The sequence below is a fragment of the Xanthomonas massiliensis genome (genome assembly GCF_900018785.1).
Classification (GTDB): domain Bacteria; phylum Pseudomonadota; class Gammaproteobacteria; order Xanthomonadales; family Xanthomonadaceae; genus Xanthomonas_B; species Xanthomonas_B massiliensis.
Map to the genome: position 1 here is coordinate 107138 of NZ_FCOY01000004.1, position 23872 is coordinate 131009.

General features: G+C 65.1%; 22 protein-coding genes and 1 tRNA gene. 14 read left to right on the forward strand and 9 right to left on the reverse strand.

What is annotated here, in order from left to right:
• The first annotated feature begins 2 nt into the window (after nt 1-2).
• From rsmB to BN3794_RS01735, 3 genes are all read left to right on the forward strand, one after another.
• Nucleotides 3-1313, forward strand: coding sequence for a 16S rRNA (cytosine(967)-C(5))-methyltransferase RsmB (gene rsmB / locus BN3794_RS01725; RefSeq protein WP_425476683.1), 1311 nt, complete (start codon nt 3-5; stop codon nt 1311-1313).
• 90 nt (nt 1314-1403) lie between these two features.
• Nucleotides 1404-2423 carry a glycosyltransferase gene (locus BN3794_RS01730; RefSeq protein ID WP_078059520.1) on the forward strand — a complete coding sequence of 340 codons (1020 nt, stop codon included), beginning with the start codon at nt 1404-1406 and terminating at the stop codon, nt 2421-2423.
• Complete coding sequence (locus BN3794_RS01735) at nt 2420-3721, forward strand: O-antigen ligase family protein (RefSeq protein ID WP_066092497.1); 1302 nt, start codon at nt 2420-2422, stop codon at nt 3719-3721. The genes BN3794_RS01730 and BN3794_RS01735 overlap by 4 nt, the downstream gene beginning before the upstream one ends.
• On the opposite strand, the gene BN3794_RS01740 is transcribed toward BN3794_RS01735, so the two are convergent.
• The gene (locus BN3794_RS01740) at nt 3666-4481 is read right to left on the reverse strand and encodes a glycosyltransferase family 2 protein (protein ID WP_066092436.1); all 816 of its coding nucleotides are present in this window, start codon (nt 4479-4481) and stop codon (nt 3666-3668) included. The two genes, BN3794_RS01735 and BN3794_RS01740, sit on opposite strands and share 56 nt — an antisense overlap.
• Between BN3794_RS01740 and BN3794_RS01745 the strand changes: the two genes are divergently transcribed.
• Entirely contained in the window at nt 4480-5538 is a 1059-nt protein-coding gene (locus BN3794_RS01745) for a CDP-glycerol glycerophosphotransferase family protein (protein WP_066092439.1), read from the forward strand. The genes BN3794_RS01740 and BN3794_RS01745 overlap by 2 nt on opposite strands.
• Before the next feature lie 319 nt (nt 5539-5857).
• On the opposite strand, the gene ribA is transcribed toward BN3794_RS01745, so the two are convergent.
• Both ribA and BN3794_RS01755 read right to left on the reverse strand, forming a co-directional pair.
• Nucleotides 5858-6982: a GTP cyclohydrolase II RibA gene (ribA, locus tag BN3794_RS01750; RefSeq protein WP_066092442.1), complete on the reverse strand. Its 1125-nt coding sequence runs from the start codon at nt 6980-6982 to the stop codon at nt 5858-5860.
• A gap of 118 nt (nt 6983-7100) precedes the next feature.
• Nucleotides 7101-8021, reverse strand: a complete 921-nt coding sequence (locus BN3794_RS01755) for a lauroyl acyltransferase (protein ID WP_066092445.1) — start codon at nt 8019-8021, stop codon at nt 7101-7103.
• A 53-nt stretch (nt 8022-8074) separates the two neighbouring features.
• Here BN3794_RS01755 and dtd point away from each other — a divergent pair, with 53 nt between their 5' ends.
• From dtd to BN3794_RS01775, 4 genes are all read left to right on the forward strand, one after another.
• Nucleotides 8075-8515 carry a D-aminoacyl-tRNA deacylase gene (gene dtd / locus BN3794_RS01760; RefSeq protein WP_066092448.1) on the forward strand — a complete coding sequence of 147 codons (441 nt, stop codon included), beginning with the start codon at nt 8075-8077 and terminating at the stop codon, nt 8513-8515.
• Nucleotides 8516-8600: 85 nt separating this feature from the next.
• On the forward strand, nt 8601-10466 hold the full coding sequence (gene rpoD / locus BN3794_RS01765; protein WP_066092451.1) for an RNA polymerase sigma factor RpoD: 1866 nt from the start codon (nt 8601-8603) through the stop codon (nt 10464-10466).
• Nucleotides 10467-10584: 118 nt separating this feature from the next.
• A tRNA-Ile gene (locus BN3794_RS01770) sits at nt 10585-10660 on the forward strand.
• 97 nt (nt 10661-10757) lie between these two features.
• Nucleotides 10758-11846, forward strand: a complete 1089-nt coding sequence (locus BN3794_RS01775) for a site-specific integrase (protein ID WP_066092454.1) — start codon at nt 10758-10760, stop codon at nt 11844-11846.
• Nucleotides 11847-11865: 19 nt separating this feature from the next.
• Here the strand turns inward: BN3794_RS01775 and BN3794_RS16180 are convergent, their stop codons facing one another.
• Nucleotides 11866-12702 carry a hypothetical protein gene (locus tag BN3794_RS16180; protein WP_147675612.1) on the reverse strand — a complete coding sequence of 279 codons (837 nt, stop codon included), beginning with the start codon at nt 12700-12702 and terminating at the stop codon, nt 11866-11868.
• A 412-nt stretch (nt 12703-13114) separates the two neighbouring features.
• Between BN3794_RS16180 and BN3794_RS15700 the strand changes: the two genes are divergently transcribed.
• Together BN3794_RS15700 and BN3794_RS01780 are read left to right on the forward strand one after the other, a co-directional pair.
• Complete coding sequence (locus BN3794_RS15700) at nt 13115-13327, forward strand: plasmid-related protein (RefSeq protein ID WP_078059521.1); 213 nt, start codon at nt 13115-13117, stop codon at nt 13325-13327.
• Nucleotides 13327-14316 (forward strand): replication protein RepA, encoded by a 990-nt coding sequence (locus tag BN3794_RS01780; RefSeq protein WP_236493142.1) that lies wholly within the window; start codon nt 13327-13329, stop codon nt 14314-14316. The genes BN3794_RS15700 and BN3794_RS01780 overlap by 1 nt, the downstream gene beginning before the upstream one ends.
• On the opposite strand, the gene BN3794_RS01785 is transcribed toward BN3794_RS01780, so the two are convergent.
• A complete protein-coding gene (locus BN3794_RS01785; RefSeq protein ID WP_066092456.1) occupies nt 14307-15269 on the reverse strand; it encodes an IS1595 family transposase in 963 nt (320 codons plus the stop codon). The genes BN3794_RS01780 and BN3794_RS01785 overlap by 10 nt on opposite strands.
• A 605-nt stretch (nt 15270-15874) precedes the next feature.
• On the opposite strand from BN3794_RS01785, the gene BN3794_RS15705 reads away from it, so the two are divergent.
• The gene (locus tag BN3794_RS15705) at nt 15875-16246 is read left to right on the forward strand and encodes a plasmid mobilization protein (protein ID WP_078059522.1); all 372 of its coding nucleotides are present in this window, start codon (nt 15875-15877) and stop codon (nt 16244-16246) included.
• Complete coding sequence (gene traI / locus BN3794_RS15710) at nt 16236-18014, forward strand: TraI/MobA(P) family conjugative relaxase (protein ID WP_078059523.1); 1779 nt, start codon at nt 16236-16238, stop codon at nt 18012-18014. Before BN3794_RS15705 ends, traI begins: the two co-directional genes overlap by 11 nt.
• Before the next feature lie 90 nt (nt 18015-18104).
• Here the strand turns inward: traI and BN3794_RS01805 are convergent, their stop codons facing one another.
• Nucleotides 18105-18356: a hypothetical protein gene (locus BN3794_RS01805; protein ID WP_066092468.1), complete on the reverse strand. Its 252-nt coding sequence runs from the start codon at nt 18354-18356 to the stop codon at nt 18105-18107.
• A gap of 101 nt (nt 18357-18457) precedes the next feature.
• On the opposite strand from BN3794_RS01805, the gene BN3794_RS01810 reads away from it, so the two are divergent.
• Nucleotides 18458-19423, forward strand: a complete 966-nt coding sequence (locus BN3794_RS01810; RefSeq protein ID WP_147675608.1) for an IS1595 family transposase — start codon at nt 18458-18460, stop codon at nt 19421-19423.
• Nucleotides 19424-19543: 120 nt separating this feature from the next.
• Here BN3794_RS01810 and BN3794_RS01815 read toward each other — a convergent pair whose 3' ends face one another.
• Nucleotides 19544-20101 carry a hypothetical protein gene (locus tag BN3794_RS01815; protein ID WP_147675613.1) on the reverse strand — a complete coding sequence of 186 codons (558 nt, stop codon included), beginning with the start codon at nt 20099-20101 and terminating at the stop codon, nt 19544-19546.
• A gap of 27 nt (nt 20102-20128) precedes the next feature.
• The gene (locus tag BN3794_RS01820) at nt 20129-21094 is read right to left on the reverse strand and encodes an IS1595 family transposase (protein ID WP_147675608.1); all 966 of its coding nucleotides are present in this window, start codon (nt 21092-21094) and stop codon (nt 20129-20131) included.
• Between the two features lie 20 nt (nt 21095-21114).
• Here BN3794_RS01820 and BN3794_RS16185 point away from each other — a divergent pair, with 20 nt between their 5' ends.
• Nucleotides 21115-21840: a hypothetical protein gene (locus tag BN3794_RS16185; protein WP_147675614.1), complete on the forward strand. Its 726-nt coding sequence runs from the start codon at nt 21115-21117 to the stop codon at nt 21838-21840.
• Between the two features lie 888 nt (nt 21841-22728).
• Here BN3794_RS16185 and BN3794_RS01825 read toward each other — a convergent pair.
• Nucleotides 22729-23652: an IS110 family RNA-guided transposase gene (locus BN3794_RS01825; protein ID WP_066092200.1), complete on the reverse strand. Its 924-nt coding sequence runs from the start codon at nt 23650-23652 to the stop codon at nt 22729-22731.
• Nucleotides 23653-23872 lie beyond the last annotated feature (220 nt).

Below are 23872 nucleotides of genomic sequence, written 5' to 3' on the forward strand. Positions count from 1 at the left end.
TGATGGCGCCCACTTCCCCGCTGGCACCGGGCGTTGCGGTGCGCGTGGCCGCCGCGCACGTGCTCGGCGCGGTGGTGGGCAAGGGGCGTTCGCTGAAGGCCGAACTGGCCGCCGCCCTGCCACGGCTGGACGATCCCCGCGACCGCGCCCTGGCCGAGGCGATCTGCCTGGCCGGCGTGCGCCGGCATGCCGCCTATGCCGCGGCGCTCAGGCAATGGCTGTCGCGCCCGCCGGGCCGCGGCGATGCCGACCTGCTCGGCCTGCTGCTGGCGGGATTCGCCCAGCTCGACGGTCTCGGCCTGGCGCCGCACGCGGCGCTGTCGGCCACGGTCGAGGCCGCGCGCGCGCTTGGCCGCACCCGCCAGGCCGGCCTGGTCAACGCGGTGCTGCGGCGCCTGCAGCGCGAGGGCCTGCCCGGGCTGCCGCCGGAAGCCGGCTGGCCGGCCTGGCTGGTGCGGGAGATCGGCCAGGCCTGGCCGGCCCAGGCCGGGGACGTGTTCCGGGCCAGCGCCCTGCCCGCGCCGATGTGGTTGCGCGTCAACCGGCGCCTGGCCACGCCCGCGGACTACGTGCAGGCGCTGGCGCAGGCCGGCGTGGCGGGCCGCTGCGTGGACGGCTTCGCCGATGCCGTGCTGCTCGACGTGCCGGTGGCCGTGGCGGCGCTGCCCGGCTTCGCCGAGGGGCGGGTCTCGGTCCAGGACGGCTCGGCGCAGCAGGTGGCCGATGCGCTGGCTCCCGGGCGCGGTGCGCGCGTGCTCGACGCCTGCGCCGCCCCGGGCGGCAAGGCGGCGCACCTGCTCGAGCGCGATCCCTCGCTGCGCCTGACCGCGCTGGACGTGGATGCGCGCCGCCTGCAGCGGGTGGCCGAGACCCTGTCGCGCACCGGCACGGCCGCGGAACGGCTGGTGGCCGCCGATGCCGGGACGCCGCGGGCGTGGTGGGACGGCGTGCCCTTCGATGCGGTACTGCTGGATGCGCCGTGCTCGGCCACCGGCGTGGTGCGGCGCCAGCCGGACGTGCTGCTGCACCGGCGCGCCTCGGACCTGGACGCGCTGACCGCGCTGCAGGCGCGCCTGCTCGATGCCGCCTGGCAGGTGCTGCGGCCCGGCGGCGTGCTGCTGTATTCCACCTGCTCGCTGCTGCCGCGCGAGAACGCCGGCCAGGTGCAGGCCTTCCTCGCCCGCACGCCCGATGCCGAGCCCGAGCCGCTGGCGCCGGCGTTCGGCCACGCCTCCGGCGCGGGCCGCCAGCGCCTGACCGGGGAGCAGGCCGCCGACGGCTTCTTCTATGCGCGGCTGCGGCGTCGCGACTGACCGCTATCATCGGTGCATGTCGAAGCCGGCCCGGTCCACGGAGGGAAGGACACACCACGGCCATGCCGGCGCTGGCCCGGGAGGCCGCGCGTGCCCCTGATCCGCCTGATCAGCCGCGACAACGGTGTCGGCCTGAGCCAGGACCTGGCATTGATGGCCGAGGCGTTGCGCCGCCTGCGCCCCCAGGCGCAGGTGCAGGTGCTGGGATTCGGCAGCGGCGCCGCGCGGGTGTGGCTGCAGGGCCTGCGCCCGCGCCTGCAGCGGCCGGCGGAGCTGCAGATCTTCCTGGAACGGGTCTATCCGTCCTGCCTGGCCGCGGGGCGCCGCAACGTGCTGGTGCCCAATCCGGAATGGTTCCAGCCGCGCTGGGCGCGCTGGCTGCCGCGTTTCGATGCGGTGTGGTGCAAGAGCCACCAGGCCGAGAGCGTCTTCGCGCCGTTCGGCCGTCCCTGCCGCTACGTCGGCTTCACCAGCCAGGATCCCTACGAGCCGCAGGTGCCGCGGCAGCGCCGCTTCTTCCACCTGGCCGGCCACAGCTCGGCCAAGAACACCGACCTGGTGTTGCAGCTGTGGGCGCGGCATCCGGAGTGGCCGCCGCTGACCGTGGTGCAGGACGCACGCAAGGCGGTGGCGGTGGACCTGCCCAACGTCGAGCAGCACACCGGCTACATGCCGGCTTCGCTCCTGCGCACCCTGCAGAACAGCCACCTGTTCCACCTGTGCCCCTCGCGGGTGGAGGGCTTCGGCCATTACCTGATGGAGGCCCTCGGTGCCGGCGCGATCGTGCTGGCCACCGACGGGGCACCGATGAACGAGCTGGTCACGCCGCAGCGCGGGCTGCTGATCCCGGTCGAGGGCCAGGCCGCCGACAACCTCGGCGTGCGCTATCGCGTGGAGGCCGCGGCGCTTGAGCGTACGATCGAGCGTGCGCTGGCGCTGGACGAGGCGCGGATCGGCGCGCTTTCCGCCGCCGCCAGGGCGTTCTTCCTCGAGCATGACCGGCAGTTCCGCCTGCGTCTGGAAGGCGCCTTGCAGGCCGCCGGGGTGATGCCCGGCGGTGCCGCGATTGAGGCGGCGTTGGGGGGACAGCCGGGACAATGCGGCCCATGACGACCGCGCAGCTCCCCACGACCGGCCAGGCATGGCCATGGCAAGGCAAATCGCAGGTAATCGCTTCGCTGGCCCTGTTCCTGTTCGGCCTGTGCGCGGTGTCCATGCCCAGCGGCATGTTGCCGTTCGGGGCGCTGCTGCTGGGCACCAGCGTGGCGACGGCACGGTCGCTGTGGCGGATCGCCCCGCCGCAGCGGCGCGCCCTGCGCTGGACCCTGTGGCTGTCCGTGGCGGTGGTCGTGCTGGCGCTGTTCTCGTCCTGGCGATGGGACCTGGGCCTGCACGTGGTGGAAAAGCGCACGCGCTTCCTGGCCCTGCCGTGGGCGGCGTTGTGGGCCTGCGCGCTGGCGCCGGATCCGCGCTGGTTGTGGCGTGGTGCGGTCGCCGGCATCTGGGCCGCCCTGGGGGTGGCGCTGGTGCAGGTGCTCGCGCTGGGCATGCCGCGGGCCGACGGCTGGAACAACGCGATCGTGTTCGCCGACGTCACCGTGGGCCTGGCCGTGCTCGCGGCCCTGCTGGTCGCCGATGCCCCGCGCATCCGCCTGGCGACCCTGGTCGCGGCACTGGCGACGATCGTCCTCAGCGGCAGCCGCGGGGCCCTGCCCGCGATGGCGCTGCTGCTGGTGGTGATGGTGTGCACCGCGCCCTGGCGGACCCTGGCGGTGCGCCTGGGGCTGCTGGTCGGTGCGGTGGCGCTGGCGACGGCCCTGCTGGTGGGCGTGCCCGACCTGGCGCGGCAGGCGCGCATCACCGAGCTGCGCCAGGACATGTCGCGCCTGGAGCGGGGCGACGATAACTCCTCCACCGGCGCACGCCTGGAACGCCTGCAGGTGGCCGGCAGGACCGTGCTCGACCATCCGCTGACCGGGGTGGGCATCGGCCAGTTCGACAGCGCCATGCAGCGCTACGTGCCCGAATGCAGGTTGCCGCAGGTCGCGCGCTGCCACCTGGGGCATGCCCACAACGACCTGGCCGAGTGGGGCGCCACGCAGGGCCTTCCGGGCGCGGCGCTGCTGGTGCTGGTGTACGCGGTGCCGTTGGTGTGGTTCCTGCGCGCCTGGCGGCGCGGCCCGTGGCGGGGGGTCCGCGGCACCGCGCCGGCCGGGCTGATGCTGGTGGCGGTGTTCGCGCTGTGCGGGCTGACCCAGTCGATGTTCGCCCACCAGCTCGCGGCCAGCTTCTACAGCGTCGCGGTCGGCGTGCTGGCCGGCCTGTCGCTGCAGGCGATGCAGCGCGCCGCGCTCACCCGCGCACCGGGTCGGACACCGGCTGGCCGTGCTGGAGCAGCCACAGCATGATCGCCTTCTGGCGCACGTAGTTGGCGCGCACGTAGGCATAGACCAGCCCGCGCCAGCCGTCCAGGAAACCGAGACGGAACACGTAGCCGCGCCAGAAGCGCCAGGCCGGCGCCAGCACCAGCTTGCCCCAGGTGGCGCGCCGGCCGCGGGCGAAGTCGTGCTCGGCCATCATCCGCGCGTAGCGCTCGGTCTTGGCCAGCTGCTGCTGCAGGGAGCGGTAGGGGAAGTGCAGCAGGTCGCCGGGCAGGTCGCGCACCGGGCCGTCCACGCGGGCCGCCTCGTGGATCTCGCGGCTGCCGCGCCAGCCGCCGCGCCGGCGGTCGAACAGGCGCAGCACCCGGTCGGGATAGGCGTTGCCATGGCGCAGGAACCTGCCGAAGTAGTCCGACAGGCGCGCGAAGCGGTAGCCGGCAGCGCCGGCGAAACCGCCGTCGCGGGCCCGCAGGATCGCCGCGCGCAGGGTGTCGTCGATGCGCTCGTCCGCGTCCAGGCACAGCACCCAGTCGTGGCCGGCCTGGGCCACGGCGAAGGCCTTCTGGCTGCGGTAGCCGTCGAAGGGGCGGTGCAGCACGGTGGCGCCGAAGGTGGCGGCGATGGACGGGGTGGCGTCGGTGGAGCCCGAATCGACCACGACGATCTCGTCGCAGAAGTCCAGCGAGCGCAGGCAATCGCCGATGCGATCGGCTTCGTTGAACGCGATAATGCAGGCCGAGACGCAAGGCCGTTCGCCGCGGGCGGTCGTTGAGGATGGAGTGTCGATGGCCGGGTACCTGCTGTTCGCGACGGAGCGTTATGCGCTGCCTATTCTGGCGCCAGTGGCCCGCGCCCTGCACGCCGCCGGCCAGCCGGTGGCGGCGTGGTTCGAAGGCGGCGCCGCCGGCGCGCGCCTGGACGGCGTGGAAGGCATCGGCCTGCGCCAGGCGCTGGCGATGCGGCCGCGCGCGGTGCTGAGCGCGGCCAACTGGGTGCCGACCTTCGTGTCCGGCGTCAAGGTGCAGCTGTTCCATGGCTTCAACGTGCAGAAGCGTGCGGACGGCCGCGGCCACTTCCGCGTGCGCGGCCTGTTCGACCTGTACTGCACGCAGGGACCGGCCACCACCGCGCCGTTCCAGGCCCTGGCCGCCGAGGATGGGCATTTCGCGGTCACCGAGACCGGCTGGCCCAAGCTCGACCCGCTGTTCCGCGACGACGGCGGCGCCAGCGCGGCGCTGCGCGCCCCGGCCGCGGGGCGGCCGGTGATCCTGTTCGGCTCGACCTTCACCGAGCGCCTCAGCGCCGCGCCGGTGCTGTACGAGGAGATCGCCGCCGACATCGCCCGCGGCGAACGCTACTGGCTGCTGACCCTGCATCCCAAGTGCGCGCCGGAACTGTTCGACCGCTACCGCGCGCTGGCCGGCACGAACGCGCGTTTCGTCGAGCCCGAGCAGGTGATGGCCGCGCAGCGCGCCGCCGACGTGCTGGTCTCGGACACCTCCTCGATCGTGTCCGAGTTCGTGGTCCAGCACAAACCGGTGGTGACCTTCCGCAACCGCGTGCCGCAGCCGCACATGATCGATTTCGCCGATCCGGCGCTGCTGCCGGCGATGCTGGCGCGCGCGCTGGCGCCGGAGCCGGCGCTGATGGCCGAGATCGTGCGCTATGCCGACTGGATCCATCCGTACCGCGACGGCCGCTCGTCGGAGCGGGTGATCGCGGCCACCGAGGCGTTCATCGCCGCCGGGGGCGCCGCGCGCCTGCGCCGCAAGCCGCCGGGCGCCCTGTGGCGGCGCCTGCAGATCCGCCGCGAGCTGGGCTACTGGGGGCCGGGGGCGCGGTGACGGTGCCGGCGTGGCGGCCGGGACCGCGCCGCGTGGCGCTGGCGTGTATCGCTTCCACCCGGTCGGGGCGGAGCGCGCTTGCCGGGAGTCGGGATCGTCCGGATCGGGATGGGGATCGCCTCGCCGTGCCCGGGCCACCCGCCGGTCGGCGTCGCATTCCGCGGTGGATGCGTGACGGCGCGGTGTTCCCGTCCGGATTCTCGTCCGGACGGGGATCCGCGACCGGCGCGACGCCCTGAGCGCGCGCCGCCGGCGCACAAGGGCAGGCTTCCGGCCGACGGGTGCCGCGGATGCGTGCCCCGCGTCGCGACGCAACGGCTCAGTGCGAGCCGTGCAGCAGCGCGTCCACGTCCAGCTGGTGGCCGGCGCGTGCGGCCTTGGTGCGCAGGTACTGCTCGTTCTCATGAGTGATGCGCCCGGTGACCGGGATCCGCTCGACCACGTCGATTCCGGCCGCACGCAGGCGCTCGACCTTGGAGGGATTGTTGGTCAGCAGCCGCACCCGGGCGATGCCCAGGGCGCGCAGCATGGCCACCGCGGCGCCGTAGCGGCGCTCGTCGGCGCCATAGCCGAGCTGGGCGTCGGCATCGATGGTGTCCAGGCCGTCGTGCTGGTAGCCGTAGGCACGCATCTTCGAGGCGATGCCGGTGCCGCGGCCCTCCTGGTCCAGATACACCAGCACGCCGCCGCCCAGCGCGCGCAGCGCCACCAGGGCGTTGCGCAACTGGTCGCCGCAGTCGCACTTGAGTGAGCCGAACAGGTCGCCGGTCAGGCACGAGGAATGCACGCGCACCGGCACCGGGCGCGACGGATCCGGTTGGCCGACCACCACCGCGACCTGGTCGCGCTGGGCCACGCCGCCACGGAACACCACGAACTCGGCCGGGCCGGCTTCGCGCAGCGGCACCGGCGCGCGCGCGACAATCTCGTAGCTGCGCGTGGCACTGGCGCCGCCTTCGGCCAGCTCGTCCAGGGTCAGGCGGCTGCAGCCCTCGAAGGCATCGCCGGCCGCGACGTCCGCCTCGAGCACCGCCGGCAGCAGCAGGCCCAGCCGCGCCAGTTCGGCCGCGGCGCGGTCGAGCACGTCGCCGGGCTGCCATTCGGTTGGGGCGAGGCCATCGCGGCGATAGGCCAGGCCGGCCAGGTCGGGCAGGTCGCGCCCGGCCAGGGCGATGCGCGCGCCCTCGGGCGCCTGCAGGCCCAGCGTGCCGGCGCGGACCGCGGTCAGGAACAGGTAGTGGCGGCCGCCGGCGGCGCGGGCGAAGGCGGCGTAGCCCTGCGGGCTGGTGCTGTCCAGCGCCATCACCGCCCGGCGCGTGCCGGTGCCGTCGTCCAGCAGCACCGGCCGCCCCGCGCGCAGCTCGGATACCGCGCGCTCGCAGCGGATCGCGGCGGGAATGCCGAAGGGGGAATCGGGCGTGTGCGGGGATGGATCGACGGACATGGAACACCAGATGGCGACGGGAGCGGCCGGCCGCAAGGCGATGCGTCCGGCATGCCATTGTCGTGGCAGGCGGCGGATCGGCCAAACCCCGCGGCCGGGAAACTGCGTGCCGGCCGCTTCAGTGGGGATGGCGGGCGGTGGCGTAGGGATTGGCTTCGCCGCTGCCGGGCGGGCGCAACGTATAGCGCTTGTAGGTCCACTGGTACTGGGCGGGATCGCGCCGGGCGATGCGCTCGATCTGCGCGCTGAGCGCGGCCACGGCGGTATCCAGGTCCGGGTCCAGCATCGCCGCCGGCGCCGGCTCCACGTGCAGGGCGAAGCGCATCGGCCCGATCCGTTCGCACCAGGCCAGCAGCACGGTGGCGCCGGTATGCTGGGCCAGGCGGGTGAGCAGGGTCATGGTCAGCGCCTGCACGCCGAAGAACGGCACGAACACGCCGTCGCCGGCCTTGGGCTGCTGGTCGGGCAGGATGCCCACCGCGCCGCCGGCCCTGACCGCCTTGAACAGCTGCCGCACCGCCGGTCCCTCGGCGCGCACCTGGTGGATGTTCGCGGCCGCGCCGCGCACGCGGCGCAGGAAGGCATCGCCCACCGGCGAGGCCGGCGCCTTGTAGACGATGGTCACCGGGCCGCGTTCGGACAGCCACTGGTTGAGCAGCTCCCAGTTGCCGAAGTGCGGCGCGGCCACGATCACCCCGCGCCCGGCGGCCAGCGCGGCGTCGTACACCGCCTGGCCGTGGCGCTCGACCAGGCAGTGGGCCAGGTTCCAGGCCGGCGGCCGCGACCACAGGCGCAGCGTCTCCATCGCCTGGCGGGCGGTGGAGCGCAGCACGGCACGGCGCAGCGCCTCGCGCTCGGCGGGCGCCAGTTGCGGATAGGCCAGTTCCAGGTTGCGCCGGGTCACCCGGCTCTCGCGGGCGTCGATCGCCCGCCACAGCCAGGCCAGCGCATCGGCCAGCGCGGCCAGCAGCGGCCATGGCAGGCGGGCGAACAGCCAAGCCAGGCGGTACAGCAGGCCCGCGGTGGATTCCGGTTTCATCGGCGAAGTTTAACGGCTATAACCGCGCGGTCCGCCGCCGCCAGGAGCCGTCCATGCTGTCGTTGATCCAGCGCGTCACCCATGCCCGCGTCGAGGTCGAGGGAAGCCCGGTCGGCGCCATCGGCCCGGGCCTGCTGGCGCTGGTGGGGGTGCAGCCGGACGACGGCGAGACCCAGGTGCAGCGCATGGCCGAGCGGCTGCTGGGCTACCGCGTGTTCGCCGACGAGACCGGGCGCATGAACCGCTCGCTGGCCCAGGCCGGCGGCGGCCTGCTGCTGGTCAGCCAGTTCACCCTGGCCGCGGACACGTCCTCGGGCATGCGGCCCGGCTTCAGCACTGCCGCCGCGCCGCCGGCGGCTGAACGCCTGTTCAACCGTCTGGTCGCGCTGTGCCGGGAAAAGCACGGCGGCGGGGTGGAAACGGGCCGTTTCGGTGCCCATATGCTGGTGAGCCTGGTCAACGATGGCCCGGTCACCTTCCTGCTGAAGACCTGAGCGGTACCCCGCCGGGAACGGAAGGCGGCCCGGCTGGTATAATGCTAGGTTCTCTTTATCCCAACCGCCGGTGGCGCGAGCATCCATGGCCAACGAACGTCCTGCCCAATCCGAAATCAAGCAACTGATCAGCAAGGGCCTGGAACAGGGCTACCTGACGTATGCCGAGGTAAACGACCATCTGCCCGACGACATCGTCGATCCGGAGCAGATCGAAGACATCATCGGCATGATCAACGGCATGGGCATCGATGTCCATGAAGTCGCCCCCGACGCCGAGACCCTGCTGCTCAACGACGGCAACACCGGCAACCGCGAGGTCGACGACACCGCCGCCGAGGAAGCCGCCGCCGCGCTGACCGCGCTCGACACCGAGGGTGGCCGCACCACCGACCCGGTGCGCATGTACATGCGCGAGATGGGCACGGTCGAGCTGCTGACCCGCGAGGGCGAGATCGCCATCGCCAAGCGCATCGAGGAAGGCCTGGGCCAGGTGCAGGCCGCGCTGGGCACGTTCCCGGCCTCGGTCGAGCGCCTGCTCGCCGACTTCGAGCTGCACAAGGAAGGCAAGAAGCGCCTGCCGGAAGTGGTGGTCGGCTTCAACGACCTGGTCGAGGAGGAGCCGGCCCCGGTCGTGGCCGCGGCCGTCGACGAAGGCGAGGCGGATGCCGAAGTCGAGGAGGACGCCGACGAGGACGAGGACGACGTTGCCAGCGACGAGGACACCGGTCCGACCGGCCCGGACCCGGCCGAGGTGGCGGCGCGCATGGAGTCGCTGGCCGACCTGCTCGCCAAGTTCAAGAAGGCCCAGGCCAAGCACGGCTCCGAGAACAAGAGCGTGGCCAAGCTGCGCCAGGACATGGCCGACGTGTTCGTCACCCTGAAGCTGCCGCTGCCGCTGACCGACGAGCTGGTCAGGCAGCTGCGCGACGTGATGACCGAGATCAAGGAGCGCGAGCGCAAGGCGCTGCACCTGGCCACGGCGGTGGCCGGCATGCCGCGCAAGGATTTCCTGCGGACCTGGGAAGGCAACCAGACCAACCTGGAGTGGGTGGACGACGCGCTCAAGCGCAAGCAGAAGTGGTCCTCCTCGCTGCGCGAGGTCAAGGATCAGATCGTGGGCGAGCAGCAGTCGATCATCGACCTGGAGAAAGCCAACTACCTGACCCTGGCCGAGATCAAGGACATCAACCGCGCCATGGCCTATGGCGAGGCCAAGGCGCGCAAGGCCAAGAAGGAGATGGTCGAGGCCAACCTGCGCCTGGTGATCTCCATCGCCAAGAAGTACACCAACCGCGGCCTGCAGTTCCTGGATCTGATCCAGGAGGGCAACATCGGCCTGATGAAGGCGGTGGACAAGTTCGAGTACCGCCGCGGCTACAAGTTCTCGACCTACGCCACCTGGTGGATCCGCCAGGCGATCACCCGCTCGATCGCCGACCAGGCGCGCACCATCCGCATCCCGGTGCACATGATCGAGACGATCAACAAGCTCAACCGCATTTCCCGGCAGATGCTCCAGCAGTACGGCCGCGAGGCCACCCCGGAGGAGCTGGCCAAGGAAATGGACATGCCCGAGGACAAGATCCGCAAGGTGATGAAGATCGCCAAGGAGCCGATCTCGATGGAGACCCCGATCGGCGACGACGAGGACTCGCACCTGGGCGACTTCATCGAGGACACCAACGTGGAGTCCCCGATCGAGGCCACCACCAACACCAACCTGATGGAGACGGTGCGCGAGGTGCTGGCCGGGCTGACCCCGCGCGAGGCCAAGGTGCTGCGCATGCGCTTCGGCATCGACATGAATACCGACCACACCCTGGAAGAGGTCGGCAAGCAGTTCGACGTCACCCGCGAGCGTATCCGCCAGATCGAGGCCAAGGCGCTGCGCAAGCTGCGCCACCCGAGCCGCTCCGAGCAGCTGCGCTCGTTCCTGGACATCGACTGACCGTCGCCCCGCGCGATGGCGGCATGCCGCGAAAGCCCCGCCGTGCCGGCGGGGCTTTTTTCTTGGCGCCGCCAACTGGCCGCCGTCGTCCGGGTTCCACTACACTTGCGCCCCTTGCGGGCCTATAGCTCAACGGTTAGAGCAGAGGACTCATAATCCTTTGGTTCCAGGTTCGAATCCTGGTGGGCCCACCAATAAAATCAACAACTTAAGTTGTTTTAATCCGTTGTTGAGGTGTGCGAAAACAGCCATCGGTACACTTCCGGTACACTCCGGAACAGGAGACCTTACATGGCGACCATCGCAAAGACCGCCTCTGGCACGTGGAAAGCCCTCATCCGCAAGACCGGATGGCCCGTTACTATCAAGACCTTCCGCACCAAGCGTGATGCAGAGGATTGGGCTCGCCGCACCGAGGATGAGATGGTGCGCGGTGTCTACATCCGCCGTGCCGGTTCAGAGCGCACCACTATTGAAGCCGCATTGCGGCGTTACCTGGCGGAAGTCACGCCGGCCAAGCGGTCGGTCACCCAGCTCAATGAAGTGCGCCGGGCCGAGGTGCTGATCAAGCACTTGGGCCGCTATTCGCTGGCGACCGTCACGCCGGACATCGTCGCCAATTATCGGGATGAGCGCCTTGCCGGCGACATCGGTAAGGATGGGCAGCGCCGGCCACGCAGCAACAACACCGTGCGCTTGGAACTGGCCTTACTCGGTCACATGTTCACCGTGGCGCTGAAGGAATGGGGGCTGGGACTCAGCTTCAATCCCGTCCAAAGCATCCGTCGGCCACCACCTGGTGCCGGCCGGGATCGCCGTTTGGCAGTGGACGAGGAAGGGCGCCTGCTGGCGGCAGTGGATGCTCATTCCAATCCCATGCTTGGCTGGATCGTCCGCTTGGCGCTACAGACGGGCATGCGTGCCTCCGAACTGTTGGGACTGAAACGCCATCAGGTGGATCTGACGCGCCGTATCGTGCGCCTCCAGCAAACCAAGAACGGCACATCCCGTACCGTTCCACTGACCATGGAGGCCGTGCGTATCCTGCGAATGGCCTTGGACAACCCGGTACGCCCCATCGATACCGACCTGTTGTTCTTCGGTGAGCCCGGCCGCGACGGCAAGCGCCGTCCTTATCAGTTCAACCCCACTTGGCTGGCGATCAAGCGCGAGTGCGGCATGGCCGATCTGCACTTTCACGATCTGCGTCACGAAGCGGTCAGTCGTTTCGTGGAAATGGGCCTGTCCGACCAAGAGGTCGCGGCGATCAGTGGGCACAAGTCGATGCAGATGCTGAAGCGCTATACGCATCTGCGGGCAGAGGACTTGGTGACGCGCCTCGACGCGGTTGCTCCATTTGGAAGGTCATCGCGCGGATAACCATCATGTTCGAAGCGGCTCAGTTATTGCCGATAGGGGGGTTATTCGGTCCTGGATAGCGGCCTTCGGCTTTTGCAAGGGCTTTGTAGACCGCTTGGCGTGTCATGTTGAGTTTCTCGGCTATGATCTTCACTGAATAAATTCCGCTGGCTTGCAGCTCTCGGATCAAGTCGATCGTCTTTGTTGGATTACACCCGTGGTGGATGTTTTCGTAGGCTATTTTCCTGATTTCCCCGTGATCGCTGGGGCTCCATGGGCGGAAACGCAGGAAAAATTCTGAGCCTGGCCGTAGACACTCTGAATTTATTCGAAAAATCTCATTTTCAAATTCAGTTTGGAGCGCGCGATCCTTGCCGTATAGCTTTTTGGATGCATTGCTTCTGCTTGGGTTATGGTCCCTGCAAAATGATGGGCTTGGCGTGGTCAGTCCATCAGTAAGTGACTCAGATGAATTCTCGTCATTTTGTCCTTCACCGGGAATTGATCTCCTGTTTTTTGTGGCTCTCTTTTTCTTTGGGATCCCTTTGGAGAATTGTATTACAGGGGTGCCGCCCTCTTTGGAGAGTGCCCACTGAAGTGCATATTTATGTATCTGTTCCTCAATAGCTTCATCCAATTCATGGCATAACCTCTCCTTGTCTGCTCTCCCATCGCCCGTGCGTTCGATCCGAACGGACTCGAACGCAGCAGTCAAATCGCAGAAATTTGAGAGCCACATTGGCCAATATCGACCTTTGGATCCTGATTTTTCTGCATGAAATCGCGCGATTATTTTTTCTCCATAAGTATTGGCCATCTCCTGGGTCTGCCGGGTGGGAGTGATGCTGATTTTGCGTAGCCCTTCTTTCTTACACATTATTGGATTCATCAGCATGGAATACGCCTCTGTCCATTGATGGCATAAATCACAGTATGGTTCAGCTACTCTCCCAAGAGACATTAATGTGCTGGCATGTGGAGTCGGTGGTGCTAGTGCGTCAGGGCCAATTGTCCCGGCGATGACCTTTTCGACTATTGATCGAAGATCTGCTTGGTTCGCGGGTTCAAGTAACTCGTGACGAAGCTCTGTAGACCTGCTCCTGCGTAATCCCTTATCCAACTTGATGCGTCGATATCGGTTCGTTTCCAAGTCCAGCATGGATGCTGTGCGAGGGTTTGTCTTGTCATCTTCAAACATTGTCAACCTCCGCTCATGTAATTTTTTACCAAGGACTCCGTAGGTCTGTGAATCTCCATGCAGCAAATAGCATGCTGCTGGAGATTGACACGTGACAACCGAAGAAATTCTAACTCGCAAATATGGAGCATTGCTGACCCTCACGGATCTGGCTGAGGTCTTGCACCGCAGTCCTGATGGGCTTCGCCTATCGCTTGTTTCTGCGGGTGGTTACTCTGATTCACTCAATCAGGCCAAGGTGCGCATCGGCCGCCGAATTTATTTTCGGGCGACTGACATCGCGTTGCTTTTGGAGGAGAAGTGATGATCTCCAAGTATATTTCGTCAACCGACGAGCCCGAATTTTTGGTTGATTCAGTGCCGATGAATGCACACAAAGGGGCGAAGGTGAATCGCGTTTCAGCCCTCATGGATGCTTCGGTTCAGATCGAGGCCGAAAGGCCCTCCGGCGATGACATCGCTTTCATGCACGCCATCCTGTGCCAGATCGGATTACCGCGCTCGCGCGTACCTGGCGAACGATTTGAGCGCACCAGTGGCTCGGCATCGCTTGTGGTACATGCAGGCGAGATCTGGAATGGACAGGCGATGGTCAGGCAGCCTATTCCCTACGGCTCGATTCCAAGGCTGGTGTTGGCACATGTGACGCGCTATGCGGTGCGTCATAAAACCCGCGAGATTCCATTCGGGAAAAGCGCTAACGATGCGTTGCGCCAGCTCGGCATCGACAAAAGTGGTCGCTCGTATGTGATGTTCCAGCGGCAGGTACAGGCGCTGGCGGCGTGCTCAATCACGCTGGGTTTCAATGCTGAAGGACGAGCCATCACGTTCGATGGCAGGCCGGTGCAGCAATTCGATGCGTGGCTGAGTGCAGACAGCAAGCAGCGGACGCCGTGGCCTTCCCGCATCGTGTTGAGCAGCGACTTCCAGCAGACTTTGATGGAGCGCGCCGTGCCTTATGACCTCCGCGCCCTGCTGAAGTTGCGTGGTTCAGCCTTGGCGATGGATGTGTATCTCTGGCTCGTTGCGCGTCTGGTTCGCATCAGAAAAAAATCCACGACAGTGTATTGGAGCCAGCTCAAAGAGCAGTTTGGCCACGAATACCGGGATATCCGCAATTTCAAGCGCAAGTTCCTGATCGCGCTGCGCGATGCGCTGCTTATGTACCCAATGGCCAAGGTGGAAGAAGTTTCAGGAGGATTACGACTGTATTCGTCCCAGCCTGCCGTACAGCCCCGCTTCCGGTTCGACGGTGGAAAAGCCTGCCTGATTAGCCCCGTCACTCAGCCATGAAAATTGCTCGCCATGCGCAGTATCTGCTCCGGACATGGCTTGCAACGCATCAGTGTGGTCGCCAGTCGCGGCAGCATCTGGTTCAGACGAAACCGGCGGTTGAAACGGTAGGCGGCTTCGGCCAGATAGCGCCGCGCGTATTTGGCCTGGCGCACCGCGTGGTAGGTGCCGCTGATTGCGCGCTTGACGTTGGCCAGCACCACATTCAACCAGCGCGCACCTTTGACTTCGGTCGCGGCGCGGCCGCCGCCGGTGTCGAGCGTGGTGTGCGCATGCCCGGCGTCCTCAAGACGGCGGAAGCAGGCCAGCCCATCGGTGTAGACCTCGCATTCCGGCTCCAGGCGCCGCGCTATCCAGTCCTCCAGCGAGGCGTTGTCGAAGGCCTTCACCGGCTCGATCACCGCGAAGGTGGGGTGTTCGTGCCGTTCGTCGACTTGCACCGCGATCACCAACGGCTGCTTGTTCTCCGAGCCGCGCCCGCGCTTGCCGCCGGTGCGTTCGCCACCCAGGTAGGCATCGTCGATCTGCACGAACCCCCTGAGCTTCCTGGATTCTTCGCGCTCGCTCATCGCCTGCATGATCTTGTGCTTCATGCGCCAGGCCGCCTTGTAGTTCACCCCCAGATGCCGCTTCAATTCCAGCGCCGCCAGGTTGGTCTTGCTGGAAGTGAGCAGGTAGATCGCTTGCATCCACAGCCGCAGGGGCAGCTTGCTGGACTGGAACAGCGTGCCGGCGCGCAAGGTGGCCTGGTGGCGGCACCCTCGACACTGGTAATACACCTGCGCATCACGTCGGAAGCGCCAATGCGCTCGCCCGTTGCATTTCGGGCAACGAAATCCCTTCGGCCAGCGCCATCGATACAGCGCCCGATAGCACTTGGCCTCGCTGCCGTAGCGTTCCACGAACTCGCTCATCGACAATCCCGGCTGAAACTGCACGACATTGATGCCCATGGCACACCTTCGTTACCTTCAGATGGAGCCATCTTCCGGCGACGCCGTCGCAAATCCTGCAACTGGCGGCTGAGGGATAGGGCTAATCAGGAAAGCCTGTGAGTGAACCGAGTTATCCAGTGATCATCGGCACCCACTTAGCTGGTGACCATTGGCACCCTTTCAGCACGAAAAACGGTGATCAATAGCACCCCCCTAAACCTATAGCTTTTCCCTCTATCAAATAACCCTGTAGTGGATGGTTGCATTCTGTGGATAACGCGGGGCGCCATCTATGGCCATCGGAAATGCCAGGGTTCTGATTCGTGCTGAATTTCATGTGGTTGATGTCTATCAAATCGCCGAGATTCGCCAAGAATCGCCAAGTTCGAATCTGTAAGTCGCCAAGAATCGCCAAGAATCGCCAAATATGAATCTTAGAATTGCCTGAATTCGCCAGAGGCTCCTATGACCAGAATCAATATCGCCAAGAATCGCCTTTTTGTTGATGGCAGGATGTGCGTTGCACGGCTACGGGCGGCGCCCGTAGCCGTTCAACGCCTGTCCTTACTCGCCTGCGGCTCGACGGTCGTCCTGCTCTGCGAGGCGTGCGGAGGGCTGCTGTCATGACGAACGAGACACCAAAGAAGAAGCACGGTGGGCGGCCGCGTGGTGAGCGGCTTAGTGTTTGGGTGACGCCGGAGGAAGCCGCCGGGCTGTCTGCCATGGCAAAACAGGTCGGCATGTCCCAGTCAGGTTATCTGCGTGCAGTTGGCCTGAATCAGCCGGTACGTTCCGTCCTCGACCTCCAAGCCGTGCAAATGCTGGCCAAGGTCAATGGCGACCTCGGGCGCGTGGCGGGGTTGTTCAAACTGTGGTTGGCTGAACGACGTGGCGAAGGGGCAAAGCCTTCCGAGGTCGAGGCCATGATGCGTGATTTTCGCGATCTGCAACGTCAGGTGCGCGATCTCATGGGCGAGGTGATCCATGATCGCTAAGCGCATTCCACGCCGGCAGCAGACCTCCAGCATCGCGCGTTTGGTGCGTTACGCGGTCAATGCCGAAGGTGGGCTTGATCCCCGGAGTTGGTCGCGGACTGCCGATTACATCCTCGACTTCAATGCGGAGATGAACCGGGAAGGCGAGAAGGTCAGTGGCGTGCGTGTGACCAACTGCGGCACCGACGACCCGGCAGCGGCCACGTTGTTGATCGAGGCAACCCAAGCCATCAACACCCGCTCGAAGAAGGACAAGACCTATCACCTCGTCTTTTCATTTCGCGAAGGAGAGAACCCGCCGCAAGAAGTACTGCATGCCATTGAGGACGAACTGTGTGCTGCCATCGGGTTGGCCGACCATCAGCGTATTTCTGCTGTGCATGTGAATACCGATCACCTGCACGTGCATGTGGCGATCAACAAGGTGCATCCCACCGGCTTCCAGAATATCGAGCCCTTTTACGACATGCAGCGGTTGATGGAGGCTTGTGAGCGTCTAGAAATCGAGCATGGCCTGGAACGCGACCATCATGGCCTGAAGGGGGCCGAACGGCAGCAACGTTCGCAGAGTTCTTCCCGTGGACAGGGTGAGACGATTGGCGAACGCGCAGCGGCAGTGGAGGCCCGCAGCGGCCTGGAAACGTTGGCGGGGTATGTCGCACGCGAAGTGGCCCCGGCGATGCGGATGGCAACGGACTGGCAGGGCGTGCACGATGCACTGGCCGAGCACGGCCTGTGCATCAAGGTGCGCGGCGCGGGGTTGGTGATCGGAGATGCCAGCCGTTCGGTGTGGGTACGTGCCAGCCAGTGCGGACGCGAGTTCTCGATAAAGGCGATGACTGACCGGCTTGGGCCATTCGTGCCACCAACGGGTCACGCATCCAAGGCCGCGCCACCAAAGCATTCTGCTTCGCGTGGTTACGTCCTGAAGCCAGTTCACCCGCATCCATCGACCGCACAGCTGTTTGCCGAGTACCAGCGTGACCGGCAAACCCGACTTGTTGAGCGTAGAACCGGGCTTGTGCGCTTGCGTGAGGAAAACGCCAGCTACATAGCAAGCCTGCGCCAGTGGAAGGCGGCGCAGCACGCCTTGCTGAAAGCCAGCAGCCGGGGTGTCACGCGCAAGGTCATGGCCACCACGCTCCGTGAACAAGGCAGGGCGGCGATGACCCGTCAGCAGCAGACCATGGCGCAACGTCGCGCGGCATTGCGCAAGGCGACCGCCACCCTGGGTTGGGCGGATTGGCTGGCTTTACAGGCCGAGCGTGGGAACGTCGAGGCATTGGCGGTCCTTCGCAGTCGTGTCGAGCGAGAGGAGAAGTTGCGGGGTGATCTGTTGACCGCCGAGCGGGCCGAGCATGCGAAAGCTGTCATCTTCGATTCGTTGAAGCCGGTGGCGCGCCGCGATGGGGTGGTGACCTATCGCACCGCCGACGGTGGCATGGTGGTGGATCGCAGAAGACACGTGCAAGCCGAGAAAGCGACGGCAGGAGCGGCGCTGGTGGCCTTGTCACTGGCCGCCGAGAGGTTCGCAGGGCAGGCGCTGGTCGTGGAAGGGACGGATGCGTTCAAGCAGGACGTGGCACGGCTGGCGGGCCTGCATCGGTTCGATGTCACCTTCAAGGATGCAGGCATGGAAGAACAGCGAAGGGCGGCCTTGCTTCTGCCATCTAGTCTCGTGGTCAAGCATCCTGTCATTGCCAAAGAAGGTGGCAAGGATAGGCAACAGGTACGAGGTCACGGCCATACTCCGCAGAATGAGTTGTGATGTAGAGGTTCCGTGTCGGCAGGAGAGGCATGTGACATGCTTCTCCCGTCGTTAGATCGCCCCCCCCCCCCGAGACCGCGCCGGTTGGGGTCAGCGATCCAGCCAGCCAGGCCCGTAGGCAATGTCGGCATTCTTCGTCTTGAAGCCTCGCGAGCGGATGAAATCCGCTCCCTGCAGATTCTTGATGATTGCCAGCGAAGGCGCCGGTAGCTCGGCCAGTGCCAGCCACGCCCACGCGGCTTCTTCATCGCCGGCATGGTCGGCGGCTCTGGATTCAACCATCAAGATCGCGTTTTCCGACATGCCGCTGGCGCGCCGCATAGCCCGTTCTTCGTCGGTCATGTAGCTTTTCGGCTCCTGATTAGCACGATCTTTCAGCGCAGTCGCAAGTGGTGAGAGCGTTACGCAGCATGTTGGGGTCATCGCTCTCGGGAGATCAGAAGATGGCCATGAACCGTGTGCAGTTCCAGCCGGGCCTGTCGTTGCCGGCGTTCCTCAAGCGCTATGGCAGCGAGCGCCAGTGCGAGCAGGCGCTGGAGGCCTCGCGCTGGCCGCATGGCTTCGTCTGTCCTCGTTGCGCCGGTACGGCGCACAGCCGGTTCCAGCGTCACGGTGCCACGTACTGGCAGTGCACGGCCTGCCACCGCCAGACCAGCCTGCGCTCGGGTACGGTGATGGACAACAGCAAGCTGCCGCTGCGGACCTGGCTGCTGGGCATGTACCTGCTGGGCCAGAGCAAGACCAACCTGTCGGCGCTGGAGCTGATGCGGCACCTGGGCGTGAGCTACCCGGCGGCGTGGCGGATGAAGCACAAGCTGATGCAGGCGATGGCCGAGCGCGAGGCGGGCCGCAAGCTGGGCGGGATCGTGCAACTGGACGATGCCTACCTGGGTGGGGAACGCAACGGCGGCAAGGCCGGCCGTGGCTCGGAGAACAAGCGCCCTTTCGTGATCGCCGTGGAGACCACTGACGACGGTCGCCCACGGCACGCAGCGATCGACCTGGTGCCGGGTTTCACCAAGGCGGCCCTGTCGGACTGGATCGGGCAGCGCTTGCATCCGGGATCGGATGTCTACAGCGACGGACTGGGCGCGTTTCGGGCGCTGGAAGCCGAGCATGCGCACACCGTCATCGAAGGCCATGGCCGCGGCCGCTGTAAGGAAGAGAACGCCCGTTGGGTCAATGTCGTGCTGTCCAACCTCAAGCGCTCGCTGGACGGGGCGTATCACGCCTTCAAGTTCGCCAAGTACGCCCAGCGCTACCTGGCCGAGACGATGTGGCGGTTCAACCGTCGCTTCGACCTGACTCGGCTGGTGCCGAGTCTTTTGGCCACGGCGGCTACTGCAAAGCCTTGGCCGGAGAGAACGTTGCGCGATGTGCCGCTGTTCTCGACTGAAAGTGCGTGCTAATCAGGTTTCGGCTTGGCGTCCATCGTGTTCTCCCGCGCTGTTCTTGACGAATTGATTTGGGCACGTTGCTGCAAGAGGGGGTGGAGCCACTGCACCTATGGCCGCATGAACTGTCATACGTCAATAACTGTACTCGCTGACCAGCCAGGTGCCATCGGGTTGCCGGGTCAGGTCGTAGCTCTTCGTCGCGCTTTCGCCGCTTTGCGCAGAGACGTACAAGGTGCGGAAGTGGAAGCTATTCTTCGCCTTGGCCTGCCAGCCATCCACCCGCTTCACGTCCAGGCATTGCGAGCGCGAATGGTGGCTCATGGTCAAAACCGGGCTGACGTAGCTGTTCACCCACACGCCGGTTGCAACGAAGGGGACAAGCTGCTTGCCACCTTGCGTGAAGTCGCAACTGGTAACCAGCAGAAGATCGCCGATGGTCTTGCGGGCTTCCTCGTACATCGGCTGCACTTGCGGGGGCTTGCCCGGTGCGTTCAGTGCATCGGCCAATTGCTGCAGTTGCTGGCTGGTGGGGTGTGCAGCCTCGGCTCCCAAAGATTGGGAGCCGTTGCCTGACAAGGCGTTGCTGGCCTTGGTCAGCTTGTCATTGAGCTTCTGCAGGAAGTTCTGCGCCTGCGCGGCAGGGGCAAGGCAGCAAGCGAGCAACAGATATGCTGGAATCCGGGTGCGCATCGAACGTCTCCTCAAAAACTTTCCTGATTAGCACGCACTTTCAGTCGAGAACAGCGGCACATCGCGCAACGTTCTCTCCGGCCAAGGCTTTGCAGTAGCCGCCGTGGCCAAAAGACTCGGCACCAGCCGAGTCAGGTCGAAGCGACGGTTGAACCGCCACATCGTCTCGGCCAGGTAGCGCTGGGCGTACTTGGCGAACTTGAAGGCGTGATACGCCCCGTCCAGCGAGCGCTTGAGGTTGGACAGCACGACATTGACCCAACGGGCGTTCTCTTCCTTACAGCGGCCGCGGCCATGGCCTTCGATGACGGTGTGCGCATGCTCGGCTTCCAGCGCCCGAAACGCGCCCAGTCCGTCGCTGTAGACATCCGATCCCGGATGCAAGCGCTGCCCGATCCAGTCCGACAGGGCCGCCTTGGTGAAACCCGGCACCAGGTCGATCGCTGCGTGCCGTGGGCGACCGTCGTCAGTGGTCTCCACGGCGATCACGAAAGGGCGCTTGTTCTCCGAGCCACGGCCGGCCTTGCCGCCGTTGCGTTCCCCACCCAGGTAGGCATCGTCCAGTTGCACGATCCCGCCCAGCTTGCGGCCCGCCTCGCGCTCGGCCATCGCCTGCATCAGCTTGTGCTTCATCCGCCACGCCGCCGGGTAGCTCACGCCCAGGTGCCGCATCAGCTCCAGCGCCGACAGGTTGGTCTTGCTCTGGCCCAGCAGGTACATGCCCAGCAGCCAGGTCCGCAGCGGCAGCTTGCTGTTGTCCATCACCGTACCCGAGCGCAGGCTGGTCTGGCGGTGGCAGGCCGTGCACTGCCAGTACGTGGCACCGTGACGCTGGAACCGGCTGTGCGCCGTACCGGCGCAACGAGGACAGACGAAGCCATGCGGCCAGCGCGAGGCCTCCAGCGCCTGCTCGCACTGGCGCTCGCTGCCATAGCGCTTGAGGAACGCCGGCAACGACAGGCCCGGCTGGAACTGCACACGGTTCATGGCCATCTTCTGATCTCCCGAGAGCGATGACCCCAACATGCTGCGTAACGCTCTCACCACTTGCGACTGCGCTGAAAGATCGTGCTAATCAGGAAAACTTTGAGAACGCAGATTTTCTCTTCGCGAATGAGAAAGTTGTCGCAGAACTTAAAGTTGTGGAGACGGAGTTTTCCTCATCAGACGCTTTTTTTACAAAGTTCGATCAACTAATGAGTCGCGTCGTGGAGGAGGATCCAAGCTGGAGGCCAGAACTCTTCGGTGGATCGGGAGCCTATCCAAAATGGTTCTACCCAGAGTTCGTTCGTATCTTCAGGCCACCAATATCAAGAATCCTTAAAAAAGCCAATCGCCAGATTCGCGATACGAAAAGCCACTTCAAGATCACAGATCGATCAGGTGTACTTATTTTCGTAAACGACGGATTCACTTCGCTTGGCCCGGAGCCTATTCGGGCGCTAGCTTGTAGTCTTCTGCAGCACTCCTACTCTTCAATCGACTGCTTTCTTTACCTGACGGTAAACCGATACATTGAATTTCCGGATTCGGACACACCTAGGTTGCTGTGGGCTCCCGTATACAGTGAAAGAGCATCAGATAGTCTGGTTGACTTCATTGATAGTCTGGGGTGGCGTTGGTTCAACAACCTTGAATCAATCATTGGCCCATTCACGCATCGAGAAGAGACGCCCGTATCCGAGGCATCTTTGTCTGGCTCGCGAGCAATCATCATTCCAAACACGAATGGTGGCTAACAATTCATTCAAGCCGACGCCGCTTCGCGGCGCGGCTTAATTCAGGCGTTAGGCGCTAAAACCACCAGCCTTATTAACAAAATGTTGACTTTATGCAGGTTATTTGGTATAATTTTAAATCTACGGAGATGCGGGTGGTTCGAATCCATCGCTGCTTAAAAGGTCTGTCTGTTGGTTCTGTTTAAGTGTGGCTCTTTGTTTTATTTCTTTTGAGCCTGTTTTAACACTAAGTTTCATCATGAAATCAATGGAAGTGCTTATGCACACAGTCAATACTTTTAATGCAGTCGTCGTTTCGTCAATTAAGTCGTTCTTTTCGGTTTCATCAGCAGTAACGGCAGCCTTGGCAGCGAGCGGTGCAGCACTCCATCTACACAAAAGCGCCCACCATGGGCGCTTTTTTCATTCTTACGTTGAAGCGCCTAACAATTCATTCAAGCCGACGCCGCTCCGCGGCGCGGCTTAATTCAGGCGTTAGGTACCATAGAAGCTATGTCGGAACTTTGGGCCCCAATCTCGGCAAGGGACTGGCGCAGCACGCCTCACATTACCGGTCGCCCAGCCACGGAAGCGGACGTTGCTGCCGGCATTGCCGTTTTCTATGTTCCCGGGGAGTCTGCTGCAGCCTCAATGCCTTTGCCGTGCTGCGCTTATCAGCAACTTGAGGGGGGCACCGAGCAACCGGTTGTTGTCATTCAAGCCGAGCTTGCTCCGCATGGCACCATTCTTGGTGTCCGCCCGCTCGCCGGTGGCAATGGTATTTGCTTGGCATCGGAGGTTCGGTTGCTCCCAAACGGGTTCGAGGCGTAGGGTGGCACCTAACAATTCATTCAAGCCGACGCCGCTTCGCGGCGCGGCTTAATTCAGCAACTGTCTTCCGACCAGCGGTCAGGCAGGCACTGCGGCTTCCCGCAGCAACTCATCGCGTCGCCGCGCATTGACGATCGTCAGCAGCTTGCGCATGCAGGCGACCAGCGCGACCTTGGCCAGCTTTCCGCGTGCGCGCAGTTGCCTGTAGTGCGCCTTCATCGTTTCGTCCCAGCGCACCGCCGACAGCGTGGCCATGTACAGGGCCACGCGCACCGGAGCCCGCCCACCACGGATCCGGCGTACACCACTGCTCTGGCCACTGTCTCGGTTCATCGGCGCCACGCCGACCAGGCGTGCGATCTGGCGGCGGGTCAACGCGCCCAGCTCCGGCAGCAGCGCCAGGCTGGTGGCCTGGAAGATCGGTCCAAGGCCCTTGCAGGAGCCCAGGGCCGGCGTTGCATGCGTGTCCAGCAGGACCTTCATTTGCTGGTCGATCGCCGCCAGCTCGCGGCGCAGGGCGGTCATGGTCTTCGCCGCCAGCGACCGGATCGGCCCCGGACACATCACCATCTGCTGGCGGTGGGCCTGCAGCGCCGTGACCACCTGGCCGCGTCGGCGCAGCCAGTCCCGAAGCTCGCGTTGCCAGGGCAACGGGGCGCGGTAGCGCTGCAGCCGGTCGGCGAACATGCTTGCCATCAGGCACAGCAGCCGGGCGTCGATGGCGTCGGTCTTGGCCACGTCCCCGGCGGCGCGTGCGAAGTTGCGGGCTTGGCGGGGATTGACCCGGGCCACCCACAGGCCGGCATCGCAGCAGACCTCCAGCAGGGGCTCTTCATAGCCACCGGTGGCCTCGACCATGATACGGGCCTGGTTCAGCCCCGCCAGCTGCCGGACCAGCTTGCGTATGCCTGCCGCGCTGTTGGCCACCCGCACCACCCTGGGCCGGCCCTCGATGGCCACGTCCAGGTTTGCCTTGCCCACATCGATGCCCACTGCCGTCATGCCCGTTCTCCGTTAGAGTTGGCCGGTCGAGAGCATCGCGCCCGAGCCCACGCTTATCAGTTCGAGGGAGACCTCGGTCAACTGTCCGGGCGCAGGGCGCGAGATCCGGCGTGCGGCCCCTGCTGAATTACGGTGCTGCTACACCGAGGCGTTATCGGGCGCGCACGCCGGGCTCTCGGCGCCTAAGCTAGGGGAAAATCAAGACATAAGGCGTTAGGCC